Source organism: Pararhizobium sp. P1_E7 (assembly GCF_056405855.1).
The window spans coordinates 18,854-31,941 of the sequence record NZ_JBFUBH010000010.1 but is presented as its reverse complement, the minus strand read 5'-3'; the positions used below and the strand labels follow the sequence as shown (position 1 = coordinate 31,941).

Here is a 13,088-nt window from a genome sequence, read left to right as displayed (position 1 = left end):
CGACACTTATACCAAGTCTCAATGGCAGAGACTTGGTATTAAATCCTATTGGCGGCGGATACAAGCAGTTCAGCGCCGGCCGCTTATCCGTTCGATGGCCCGGTCGAACCACCAGTTGAGACCCGGCTTGATCGCAGAGCCCAAACGCCCGAGCGCCCATAGGGACCAGCCGAAAAACACCTCGAATTGGCCTTTGTCGATGGCGCGCGCGATGCGCGCCGCAACAATAGCGGCGGGCCATGGAGCAACGCGACCCATGACCACCGCTGCTTCAAGCGGACGATGTTCCAGTTCGCGGGAAAACTGCGGCGTTTCGGTATCGGGCGGAAAGCAGACGGAAATGCTGACGCCGTGCGGTTTTGCTTCCGAGCGCAGAGCCTCGGCGAAACCGTGCAGGGCAAACTTCGAGGCACAATAGGCCGTGTAGCCATAGATGCCAATCAAGCCCGCGCCGGAGGATACCAGCATGATCCGGCCGGCACGCCGTTCCTTCATCCCCGCATAAACAGCGCGCACCGCATGGACGCTGCCGGAAAGGTTTGTCTGTAGCTGACGATTGAAGTCAGCGGACGACAGAGTGTCGAACCGTCCGGGTTCGACAATTCCCGCCGAGGTGATCAGGATGTCACAGGGCCCGAAGGTGTCTTCGCATTTGCGGATTGCGGCCAATGTCTGATCTTCGTCGGCAACATCGGTACTTTCGATGCGGATCGCTTCTTCGCTACGGTCTTTGGTAAGCTCGATCCTGGCGGCCTCGAGTGCCGGCAGGGAGCGTGCTAATAGCGATATGCGGGCGCCGCGTGCCGCATAGATGCGTGCCAGCGCCAAACCTATCCCGCTTGAGCCGCCCGTAATGATCACATGAGTCATGCCGCAAGACCGGTCCGGTTCATGGAGTAGCCGCTCACCGGACTTATCGGGAGGCCAGCATCTTCATCATCTGCTGGACATCGATTGATGCGAGACCGAAATTCCGCTCGGTGAGATCCTTGAGCTTTTCAGCCGTCATCGCCACCGTCTCGCGGATCTGTTCCTCGGTATGTTCGCTGGTGATGAAGAACCGCAGACGCGCCATTCCTTCCGGAACCGCGGGATGGATGATCGGCAAGGCGTTGATGCCGGCGGCAAGGAGATCGTTCGACAGCTGCACAGCACGCAGTGAGTCACCGACCAGAACCGGAACCACGGAGAAACCGGCACTCAGGCCCGTATCGAGGCCGGCTTCCTGGGCAAGCTTCAGGAAGAGGGTCCCGTTGCGTCTCAAGGCCGCCACGCGTTCCGGCTCGCTTTCCACAATATCGAGGCTTGCGATGGCTGATGCGGTCAGGACGGGCGCGAGGCCGACGCTGTAGACGAAACCGCCGGCGGTTGCCTTGAGCACCGCTGCCAGAGCGCCGCTGCCGGCGATATAGCCGCCGCAGCTCGATGTCGTCTTGGAGAGCGTTCCCATCCAGATATCGACCTGGCGGGGGTCGATGCCGAAATGCTCGAACGTGCCCTTGCCGCGCTTGCCGAGAATACCGAGCGAATGAGCTTCGTCGACCATCAGCCAGAACCCGTATTCGGCCTTGAGCTTCATGATGGCCGGCAGGTTGGCGATATCGCCGTCCATCGAATAGACGCCCTCGACGATCACCAGGATGCGGCGATATTCCCCGGCAACCGTGCGCAACACGTGTTCCAGGTCGTTTGCGTCATTGTGCTTGAACAGGCGCCGAGTGGCACCGGACAGCTTGATGCCGGCAAGTGCGCTGTTGTGAATGAACTCGTCATGCACGACGAGGTCCTGCGGACCCATCAGACAGCTGATCGCCGTGACATTGGTCAGATAACCGCTGACGAAGCAGACGGATGCTTCGACGCCGTAGAAAGCGGCGATGCGCTCTTCCAGTTCGGCGTGGGCCGGGCGTTCGCCTGCCACGAGCCGGCTGGCGGACGCCGAGATGCCGAAAGTGTTGATGGTATCGCGGGCCTGGGCCAGAACATGCGGATGCCGGTTGAGGCCGAGATAATCATAGGACGCGAAATTGATCAGCTTGCGTCCGTCGATCACCGTCGTTGCACCGGCTGCCGTCTGGTGCGCCCGGTGGAACGGGTTGTCGATACCCAGCTGCTCACTGGCAATCTTCTGGGTTTGAACCTGCTTATATTCCGGCAAATCCTCGAACCGCGTCTGCTTGCGCCTGACCGGGGGAGGAACGTCGCGTTCGGAACGTGCCATGCGGTTTCGCTCGGAAGACTGATGCGCGCTGCGCATCTTGTCCACGAGGTTTTCCTTCAGGCTGCTGTTCATCTTCGAAACGTTGTTGCGTTCCTCGTTCTTGCTCATTGGCTCGCTGCCTTCTCCGTGCCGGTGCCGGTATGGCGCTGGGCGAGCTCGTTGACGATCTTGTTGTCGGCTGGCTCGCTGTCTTCGTCGCTGCCGTGATCCCGCTTGCTGACCTTGTCATAAAGCTTGCGTGCGACGTCGCCAACAGTCGTATTGTCGGCAACGCCACTTAGCGGCATGTCAAAGCCGGTATTCTGCTGGAAGCTGATCCCCAGTTCCACGGCCATCAGGCTGTCGAGGCCGATTTCCTTCAGAATCTTGTTGCGCGAAATCGTGTCCTTCGACACGCGCAGAATAGCGGCGATTTCGCTGGCGACCAGATCATAGAGAATATCTTCGGCCTCTTGCGCTGATTTTCCATCGATCATCGCCACAAGATCCATGGTCTTGCCGTCGCCACCGGTGGAATGCTGATCGGCTGTTCGCAGGATGACCTCGAAAAGGGCATTGCGGACCACAGGCAGGTTGCGCGCTGCCGCCCAATCGAGCTCCGAAACCATTGCCACGGCGGCATCGACGGTGCCCGGATCGGAGCGGATGTAGCTCTCGACCTGGTCGAGGGCGGACTGTGCCTTCAGCGCCGTCTTGCCGATGCGCTTGGAGAGCAGATCGTTGACCTCGGTGTTCTGCGCCAGATAGCCCTTGTCGGCGATCGCGCCGAAGCCGATCGCGAGCCCCGGCAGGCCTTCAAGCCTGCGGGCACGGGCAAGGCCCTCGAGATAGCCGTTGGCGGCCACGTAATTGGCCTGGCCGGGGTTGCCGACCAATGTCGTTGCCGATGAGAACATGATGAAGTGTTCGAGCGCGTCGGCGCGCGTCAACCGGTCGAGAACGGCAGCTCCCTGCGCCTTCACGTCGATGACCGGGCGATTGCGCTCGCGGCTGAGATTGTTGATCAGCGCGTCATCGAGAACCATGGCGGCGTGAACGACGGTCTTCAGGGGACCGATCTGCCGAAGCGTTTTCAGCAGAGTGTCCGCTGCAGCTTCGTCCGTCACGTCGCAGGCGTGAATGGTCGCCGAGACGCCCATGTTTTCCCAGCGCTTGATCGCTTCAAGCGTCTCGATGTCGGCAATGCCGCGGCGAGTGGCGAGCGCGATGTTGCGCGCGCCCTTGTCGACCAGCCAGTTGGCAGCCGCGAGACCGAACCCGCCGATGCCGCCAACGACCAGATGCACGCCGAGACTATCGACCGACATGCGCCCAGCGGGCTTGTTGGAAACCTCATCGCGTCCGGCAACAGGCGGCAGCACGACGATCTTGCCGATATGGCCGGCGTTCTGCATCAGGCGGAAGGCGTTGCCGATCTCGTCGAAACCGAAGGCGCGATAGGGAAGAGGTACAAGCTTGCCTTCTTCGAACAGCGCGCCGATTTCAGTGAAAATCCGCTTCGTCAGGTCTGGCGCGTTGACCAGCAGCTGATCGGCATCGATGCCGAAGTAGCTGATGTTGCGGCGGAACGGCCGAAGACCGATCTTGCTGTCGGCGTAGTAGTCACGCTTGCCAAGTTCGAGGAAGCGGCCGAACGGCTTCACCAGCGACAGGCTCTGTTCCATGGCTTCGGCAAACAGCGAGTTCAAAACCAGATCCACGCCTTCGCCGCCGGTGACACCATGGATGTCGTTGACGAAGGCCAGCGAACGTGAATCAAAGACGTGATCGGCGCCGAGCATCTTCAGGAAGCGCCGCTTTTCGCGCGTTCCCGCCGTGGCGATCACCTTGGCACCGGCAAGCTTGGCGACCTGCAGGGCTGCGAGGCCGACACCGCCGGCAGCGCCGTGGATGAGGATCGTTTCGCCGGCGCGAATGCGGCCGAGTTCGATCATGGYGTAATAGGCGGTGAGGAAAGCAACCGGAACGGTCGCTGCCGCAACGGGACTGACGGTCTCCGGCAGTCTGGCAACGCCCGACCGTGAAACGACCACGTGGGTAGAAAATGCCGCGGGCGCGATCGCCATCACGGCATCGCCGACCGAAAGATCCCGGACGCCACTGCCGATGGCGACGACATGGCCGGAAAGCTCCATGCCGATCGTTGCTCCGGCAAAGCCGTCTTCCAGCGCTTCTTCCGGCAGAAGGCCCATCGCCCACATGACGTCGCGGAAGTTCAGGCCGGTTGCAGCGACCGCAACGACGACATCGTCCGGACCTGCCTGCGGGATTTCGGATTGTTCCCAGGCAATGCTGCCGACCTGAGAGCTGACACGTTGGCGGATGGTCGCGGCCTTGAAATCGGCCGTCTTGCGCAAGCTTTGATCGACCGGGCCGGGTACGGCCCGGATTTCCGACAGGATGCCGCTGGTTCCGTCCAGCAGCCATTCGCGGTTTCCGCTGGTATCGCCCAGCATCGAGATCGCTGCCGCAAGCTGGTTGCCAGCTCCGGCCTTGGGCCCGGTGAAATCGAGCGAATGGATATCGAGGAAATCATACTCGTTCTGAAGCACCCGGGCGAATGCCCACAGGCCGCTATTGACGCTTGAACCGGACAGATCCTTGTCGCGCGTGCTCAACGTGACGGGTGCGCCACCTTGAGCAGCGATCACCAGGCAGGGCCTCTGATCGGCTGCAGGCTCCGCATGTGCATAATGCTGGCGCAATGCTTCAGCAAAGGCGCTGAGCGACAGGACGCGATTTTGCAGGGCAGCCGAATCCTGGCTGCGGTCCGCCGCGGTCGGGGCGGACAGATAGACCGCCCGTACCGGCTTCTCGTTCAATCCCTCGATCGCTTCGGCGATCTTATCCTTGTCGGCCTCAAAATCGCCCGTCAACTGAACCTGGATAAGAGGCGCCTGTATAGCGTCCTTCCCAGAAGGGAGCTGGTTGTGCAGGCTCGAAACGCTGCCTTCATGCAGGACAAGTACCGGCCTTGCAATCTCCGCAGGCTGCGCGTCGGCAGCCTGGGTGGTCTCGGTAAACTGGCCACCCTGCGCTTCAACGGTGATGATGTTGCCGTGCGACAATTCGCGGTCTTCGACCGAGATGTTGCGCAGGCCAAGGTCGGTCAGATCCTTTTGCCATTGCGTGACCGTTGCCAGCTTGCCAATCGGAAACTCGACGGCCTGGGTGCGGGCAAACCAGCTCTCGGTCAATCCGAAAGCAAAGTCGCTGAACACTGTCGGCGCATTGGCTGCAGCGACAAGCGCCCCATTTTCACGCAGGCAGACGCGCAGTGCGTTGCGAATGGCACCGTCTTCATCGATCAGCGTGAAAAGCGTATCCGACGCGCTGACAACGAGATCGAAAGCCGGAAGCGTGGCGAACGCGTCCTTCTTCAGAACGCGGACATGAGCGTCTTCCTCGAAGGCGATCTCCAGATTGCGCTGGGCATTTTCGCGCGGTTCGACAACGATCAGGCTGGCGCTGTATTTTGCAGCCAGCGTGGCGAGCTTGCGGGTGAAACCGGCAGAGACAGTGCCTGCTTCGACAATCCGCAGGTCGGCTTTACCGTTTTCGCTGGCGAGTGCCTTTTCGACCGCTGCCAGAACCAGATCCATGCGCTGGCGGGTGGATTCGGAGTGAACCGTCTGGTGGTCGAGTGTTGCGTCGCTGATGAAACCTTGCGGCTTGGCCGTCACTTCAGCCTCGTTGCCCGATATCTCAGAGGCAAAAAGGTGGTCGATTCGATCAAGCGCTTCAGCGTAGGAATTGTTGATCAGCACAGCTTCCACGGCGCGCTCGGCGCGTTCGCCATAGAGTTCCTTGAGGATGTCGCCGACGGGAGGAAGCGAAAATTCAGCCGCGATCTTCCAGCTGCCACCCCTGTGTTCGCAGAGGCCTGCGTCTTCCAGCACATAGAGGCAATTGGCGAGGAAGCAGCGGAATGCAAAATCGCCGGGAAGTGACCTTGTATCGACCTTGGCCGTGCCCTTACCGAGCTTGAGAGCGATTTCGTGGCAGGCCCGGTAGATCGCCGCGTTGAACAGAAGCGTCGTATTGTCGATGCCGTTCTCGTCCGCTCTAGCAAGCAGAGGCAGGGGCAGGGCATTCGGGCTCGTCAGCGTCGCAAGCGGCGCAGCACGATCGGACGGGACTGCCTCATAGTGGAAGGACAGCATGTCCAGCGTCTTGTGCTGGCGCAGATAGGTCCGGCGGAACCGGCAATCATCGAATGTTGCAATGACTTCTCCGGACTTGCCGAAGAAGCGGAACGTCGCCTTGATCGAATTGGCGCTGATGCGCTGGATCTCGACCAGGGCGCGTTTGACGGTCAGGCCGGAATTGGTCAGCCGCACGGAGCCGAAGCGCACCGGAATATAAGGCGCGCCGCCGGCTTCACCGGTAAAGCGGTCAAACAGCGCGACCAGCCCATGGAAGGTCGCATCCACGGAAATCGGATTGAGGCTGTAGGAGACGAAGGGGTTACCTGCGCTCTCCGGATCTTTCAGCTCGACGTCGATGAAACGGTCGCCATAGGAGACGGCCTTTGCCATCAGCTGGAAGCGTGGACCGTAATCCAGGCCGAAGTGACGGGCCGTTTCATAGGCTTTCGCAGGCGTCACGGTTGCCGTTTTTTCAAGGCCGGCAAAGGGGTTCCCGGAGGTGATTCCGTCGGTGGGAATCGGTTTGCGGCTTCTTGCCACCGCATGCACCGCCCAATCGTCTTCCGAAAGACGCTCGCGGGAGCGGATTTCGATATCGCCGGTTTCCGGCGACAGGATCGTCGAAAGTTCCATCATCCGGTTGTCGGCGAGCTCCAGCGGCCGGACAATCTCCAGATTGGTGATGTCGACCTCTGCAGTGCCATAATATTGCTGCGCGGCGGAGATGGCGATCTCGATGAAGCCGCTGCCGGGCAGGATGGCCTTGCCGTCTACAATGTGCTCCGCGAGATCGGGGAACAGATGTGCGTCGATATGGTTCTTCCAGCTGCCGCTGTTGAGATCGGCTCGCCAGCCTGCCAGGGTATACGGGGTCTTGGAGCCGCGGCCAAACAGGTCCGTCGCATCGCTTGTCGATGCCGGGCGCAGTTCGGTCTGTTCGAACGGCAGGTTCGGAAGGCGGATGAACGCATTGCGTTTGCCGAACAGGCGGGCCTCGTCGAATGCGGCGCCATGGGCGATCGCACGCGCCATGGCGCGAGAGATGGGGTCCTGGCCCTTTTCGCCGGCATCGCGCAGCAAGGTCGCAACGACCATGCCGGGGATCGATGCCTGCTTGACGGTTTCCTTGAGATAGGACGACAGGATCGGCCGCGGCGAAATTTCGATGAACAGGCTGCAGCCGAGTTCGATGGCGGCTTCGGTCGCTGCTTGAAAACGGACCGGCTCGCGGACGTTCTTCCACCAGTAATCCGGATCAAGCTGCGTGCCGTCCATCCGCTCGCCGGTGACGGTAGACAGATAGGCAAGCTCCGATTTGCGCGGCGCGATGTCCGGGATATCGGCGAGGAAGGCCTTCTTGGCGCGATCGATGATCGGATGATGGAACGGATAGTTGATATCGAGAATCTGGACCGGGATCTTTGCCTTGCGCGCGGCATCGCGGAAGGCCGAAACTTCGTGTGCCGGGCCAGAAATCGTCACCGAATTATGCGCATTGATGGCAGCGACACAGACGTGCTCAAGCCCACGCGCCTTGGCGAACGCGTTTGCAGCCTCTTCGCCGAGCATGGCGGCTGCCATGGTGCCCTGGCCAGCCAGCAAATCCTGGTGCAGCGAGCGCTTGGCAACGATCGAGACAGCATCGACGAGCGATAGAGCACCGGCAGCGTAGGCTGCAGCGATTTCACCGACGGAATGACCGAACACGGCTGTCGGCTTGATGCCCATGGCAACGAGCGAATCCGACAGTGCGGCCTGGACGGCAAACAGCAGCGGCTGGGCGAATTTGGTATCGGACAGCTTCTTGTCCAGATCCGGATCGGTCAGCAGATCGGTCAGCACGATGTCCGAATGGAATTTGAACAGTGCACTCACAGAGGTGAAACACTGGCGGAAATGCAGGTTTTCGCGGAAGGCCTCGACCCCCATGCCGGCCCATTGCGAGCCGTTGCCGGAGAAGACGAAGGCAACCTTCGCATCCTTCGTCACCGCTTCGCCGGTTTCGCCGATATCGGACGCCGGCTTTTCGAGGTGGCTGGCAATGGCGCGAATGATATCTTCGGGATGGTCGCTGCGGGCCGCAAAACGGTGGCGCATCTGCGTGCGATTGGCGCCGGACGCGGCGATGATGGCCCGCGCCTCGTCCTGAGAGGCTTTTGCAAACGTCGACTTGTACGACTTCAGCAGTTCCTCGAGGCTGCCCACGGTGTGGGCGCTTGCCATGAAGACATGGCCGGTGGCGTTGTTGCGGCTACGCTCGTCCTGAACCGGATCCGGATCGCTGATGACGACGTGGGCATTGGCGCCGCCAAAACCGAAGGAGTTGATGCCGGCCAGGCGCGCGCGCTTGCCGCGCAGCAGTTCGATCGGGTTTGCGGTAACGCGGACATTCAACCCATCGAAATCGATATTCTCGTTCGGCGTTTCGAAATGCAGCGAAGCGGGCAGATAGTTGTTTTCAAGCGCCATGACGGCCTTGAGCATGCCGAACAGACCGGACGCCGGCTCCGTATGGCCGATATTCGATTTGATCGAGCCGATCGGTACAGGCGCACGCCGGTTGGCGCCGATCACCGTGCCGATTGACCAGACCTCCGAGGGGTCGCCGACCTTCGTGCCGGTCCCGTGGCCTTCGACGAAGGCAACCTGGTTGGCATCGATATTGTTGCCCTCATAGATTGAACGCAACAGATTGGCCTGAGCCTCGCGCGACGGCAGTGAAATGCCGTTGGTACGCCCGGCTGAATTGACACCGGTCGCAACGATCTTGGCGTAGCTGCGGTCCTTTTCCTGCCGTGCCCTGTCGGAACGGCGCAGAACGAACACGACGCCGCCCTCGGCGCGGACGTAGCCGGCGCCGTCATTGTCATAGGCGCGGCAGAGCCCTTCCGGGGACAGCATGCGCGCCTGCGCAAAGCCGACAAACGGCAGCGGGTGGGCAAGGATGTTGATGCCGCCGACAATGGCCGTGTCAATTTCGCCCGCGTTCAGCGCGCGCATGGCCTGATCGAGCGCAACCAGCGATGACGAACAGGCGGTATCGACCGTCATGCTCGGGCCGCTCAGGCCGAAAATGTGGGAAATACGGTTGGAAACGATCGAGAGCGTGTTTCCCGTCATGAAATAAGGACCGGCGGCAGCCGGATCCTCGACGGTCAGGTTGGCGTGGTCAAGGCTGGATGCGCCAATATAGACGCCGACATTTTCACCATGCAGCGTCGGGATGGAAATATTGGCATCTTCCAGAGCGCGCCAGGCCAGTTGCAACAAAACCCGCTGCTGCGGGTCCATGTACATGGCTTCGCGCTGCGACATTCCGAAGGCCGCCGGATCGAAGTCATAGATACTGTCGAGCACGCCGGCGGCGAAGGAGTAGGTCTTGCCTTGATTGCCAATGACAGGGTGCCAAAAGCGGGCAAGGTCCCAACGATCGGACGGAATACGCGTGACGGTGCATTTGCCCTGACGCAAAATTCGAAACAACGCCTGCGGCGAATTTGCTCCCGGGGCGAGACATGCACGCCCTATGATTTCAACTGTCATACTTTATCGAACGCTCTGAGCTGCTGTGAATATCTTGCTGATTGCACTTGATACGCGAAAAAGCAATTGGAACTTCTCCCCCGATCAGGGGAGGGGGCCCGTCATTTCTTCGGTGTCAGCTATATTAGTCCCGTTTTTAAAATCATGTTCACGAGGTTTCAACCCTTTCGTGGGAACATACACGCGGTGAGTTGCGGTCCAAGACAATTATCAAGACAGGTCGTAACCGTTGTGGAGAACCTATGGCCGGAAAGGCGCACTTGCCAATTATTTGAGCGGATGTGTCTGTGAGTGGCTTGTTGTGGGACAACGATTGTGCTTTTCAAGGGGCGATCGGGATTCCGGTTGTTAGAAATGCAGCGGCACCGTTGGTAGTTCAAATACCGATAGGGTCGATTTCGGAGTGCGTTAATTGAGCCGTTTGAATGCAATCCTGATTTGCGCCCTTCTCACGGGATGTCAGGCAGTTCCGGGCGAGGGCCCGCTTTCTTCCGCAATTACCAAGGATGCCGGTCTTTCGGCGCAGGAAATTGGCCGGCAAAACACAGTTGCCTATGATATTGTCGATGTGGATGCCCGTTCAGCGCGGCTCGTCTCCGACTATGTGGCAACAGCGCTCAATCGCCGCTTCGGCATCGGTGGCGGTGTCGGCCGTGTTGTTATCGGCGTCGGCGACGCGCTCAAGGTCACCATCTTCGAGGCCGGAAGTGACGGTCTGTTTTCCACAACGGATTCGAAGCAGACGAACATGGATCTGATCGTGCAGCCGAATGGCATGGCGACGATCCCCTATGTCGGCCCGGTCCAGTTCGCGGGCAAGACCCTGGAGCAGGCCCGCCAGACAATTCTCGATGCGCTTGTGAAAAAGGCTGTCGAGCCGGATGTGATCGTCACCAGCCTTGCAACTGCATCGCGCAACGTCACCGTCTCGGGTGCGGTCGGCCACGCCTCTGTCGTGCCTCTGAGCCTGGTCAGCGAAACGATCAACGAAGTCATTGCCAAGGCGGGCGGCCCGGTCGCACAGCCTTATGAAACCTACGTTACATTGGTTCGCGGTAAGAAAACCGGCACCGCGCTGATGAAATCGATCATCGAAAATCCGTCGGAAAATGTTCACGTCCAGCCCGGTGACCAGATTTTCGTGACGCGCGATCCGCGCACCTTCACGGTTCTCGGTTCGACCAGGATCAACAAACGGGTCGAATTCGGCGCCAGCGAGCTCAATCTGCTGGAAGCTGTGGCGCTTGCCGGCGGCGGTGATGACACCACCATCGATGCGAAGGGCTATTTCGTCTTCCGTTATGAAGAGCCCGATGTCGTCATGAGCCTTTTGGGAACCGAAAGGTTCAACACGATGCTGCGCAAGGGCATGGCCCCGGACAGCGTTGGACGCTATCCAATCGTCTACCGCCTCAACATGACCCAGCCCGACAGCTTGATCGTCGGACAGACATTCCCGGTCAAGAGCCGCGACGTTATCTACGCATCGCGCCATCCGTCCGTGGATATTGCAAAATTCATGGCGTTTGTGGCCCGGCCGATCGGCGTCGCCAATGGCGTCACCAACATCGCGCAGGATGTTCAAGACCTCGAGAACTGATCGGTTTATCGACCGCCTTTTGTGAATGCGAAGAGCCGGCGTTCAAACGGAGCGCTGGCTTTTTCTTTTCCATCTGATCAGAAGGACAGGTCCAACATGCCGTCTTCGAACAGCCGGTTGCGGGAGCTTTCGAGGTGAAGGCGCATGGCGTCATGATGCGCGAAGATCGCTGTAGCCATTTACATTTGCAGTACAATTCTCCTTAAACCGATTCCGGTTTAAGGAATTATGCAATATGCGGCGTTGGCGCGGTCTCAATTCTGATCGAAAAAGTCGCTGCGGATCTCGCGGCGGATAAGCTTCARCGAACGGTCCGGCTGAATGACATAGGTCTCATAGGCAACGCCGGTAACGGTGCGGAACGAATTGTGGACGACGCTGCCGACCGGCGATTTCGTCAGTTTGGTGCGCGGCTGGCCGCCATAGGTGATGCTGCCGGGGATCGGCTCAACGTCCGGCGTGGTGCACGAGGCAAGCATCAGCGCGGCTGCGCTCAGGAAAACGAGAGATTTCATCAGGGCTTACTCCGCAAGGGCGCTTACTGAGAGCATGCCATATGGTCGGCAGCGCTTGCAAGTCTGGGCGTTTCGTCGTTCCGTTCATCTTGGTCGGGCTCGGATGCTGATTCTGGCGCGGGGTTTGTTTTCGCACTCCAGGCATCACGACGGAAAAGTCTATTTGGCTTCCGGGTCCTTCTGGAGCTTGGCGCTGAGCGCGGCGATGCACAGCGCCAGGGCCGGCGTATGGGCGGTGAAATACGGCCCGTCGTCGATTTTGGCCGTCCCGCCCTGTGAATCCCAGCTGACCCCGCCAACACAGCCTGGCGCGAGGCTTTGCGCCAGCAGATAGGCGTCGTCGATCAGGGCGGTAAATGCCGGCAGGCTGCTTTCGTTGCCATTGTTGGGATAGAGCCAGACGACCTTTCGCTCCTGCTCTGTGTCATTCCCCTTGTCCGTCTTCACATGACGCTTGTAACCCATGACGATCCCGATGGAGATATCGAGTTCCTTGCTGGGTTCTTTGGCGTGCTGGAGCTGCAGGATCAAATCGGAAATTGCCATTATCGGAACCCGGTATCTTATTTCAATGCGGCCCTCAGTAGACCGGCACCGGCCCGCAATCAATATCCATGCACTATATCATGACAGCTGGACGGCACAGCAAGCGTTCAAGACGAAGGGGCGGTAAGGTGCACAGTCATGGCTGTCAGCATCGCACATGCTCTCTTCCTCCGCTCAAGGAAGCGATATCGGGGAACACACGGCGTTCCCTAGTGCTTTGGCCTTTCCGCGTTGGAAGAGGGGAAGACGAAATGAAGCTGGCCCGACTTGATCGAGGCGCGCTCGATCAGAGCCTTGTGCTCCTCGCGCATCGCTTGCGAACGCTCCCGGAATGCTCTCGACCGCGCCAGAACCGCCTGCGTCCGCGCCGTAATTTCATCAACATGGCTCATGTCTTACCCTCAAAGGTTAGATGGCGGAATGATCCTGCCGGGCAACGGCACGACGTTTGCCGGCCTGCACAGTTTCATTTGTTCACTTTATGTTCTCATTTCGGTCGGGAGTCAAGACGCTAT

The 13,088-nt window shown here is 59.8% G+C and carries 7 protein-coding genes; 1 reads left to right on the top strand and 6 read right to left on the bottom strand.

All coding sequences use genetic code 11. The features are described from left to right. Nucleotides 1–69: 69 nt before the first annotated feature. From AC1D17_RS13295 to AC1D17_RS13285, 3 genes are read right to left on the bottom strand one after another with little or no spacing between them, the layout of a single operon-like run. The gene (locus AC1D17_RS13295) at nt 70–870 is read right to left on the bottom strand and encodes an SDR family oxidoreductase (RefSeq protein WP_477565871.1); all 801 of its coding nucleotides are present in this window, start codon (nt 868–870) and stop codon (nt 70–72) included. Nucleotides 871–913: 43 nt separating this feature from the next. Then, nucleotides 914–2,329, bottom strand: a complete 1,416-nt coding sequence (locus tag AC1D17_RS13290) for an aminotransferase class I/II-fold pyridoxal phosphate-dependent enzyme (protein ID WP_477565870.1) — start codon at nt 2,327–2,329, stop codon at nt 914–916. Further along, entirely contained in the window at nt 2,326–9,912 is a 7,587-nt protein-coding gene (locus AC1D17_RS13285) for an SDR family NAD(P)-dependent oxidoreductase (protein ID WP_477565869.1), read from the bottom strand. The genes AC1D17_RS13290 and AC1D17_RS13285 overlap by 4 nt, the downstream gene beginning before the upstream one ends. A gap of 412 nt (nt 9,913–10,324) precedes the next feature. Here AC1D17_RS13285 and AC1D17_RS13280 point away from each other — a divergent pair, with 412 nt between their 5' ends. Next, nucleotides 10,325–11,512: a polysaccharide biosynthesis/export family protein gene (locus AC1D17_RS13280; RefSeq protein WP_477565868.1), complete on the top strand. Its 1,188-nt coding sequence runs from the start codon at nt 10,325–10,327 to the stop codon at nt 11,510–11,512. Nucleotides 11,513–11,766: 254 nt separating this feature from the next. On the opposite strand, the gene AC1D17_RS13275 is transcribed toward AC1D17_RS13280, so the two are convergent. From AC1D17_RS13275 to AC1D17_RS13265, 3 genes are all read right to left on the bottom strand, one after another. Next, a complete protein-coding gene (locus AC1D17_RS13275; RefSeq protein ID WP_477565867.1) occupies nt 11,767–12,027 on the bottom strand; it encodes a hypothetical protein in 261 nt (86 codons plus the stop codon). A 159-nt stretch (nt 12,028–12,186) separates the two neighbouring features. Next, nucleotides 12,187–12,573, bottom strand: coding sequence for a hypothetical protein (locus AC1D17_RS13270; RefSeq protein WP_477565866.1), 387 nt, complete (start codon nt 12,571–12,573; stop codon nt 12,187–12,189). Between the two features lie 209 nt (nt 12,574–12,782). After that, complete coding sequence (locus tag AC1D17_RS13265) at nt 12,783–12,965, bottom strand: hypothetical protein (protein ID WP_477565865.1); 183 nt, start codon at nt 12,963–12,965, stop codon at nt 12,783–12,785. Nucleotides 12,966–13,088 lie beyond the last annotated feature (123 nt).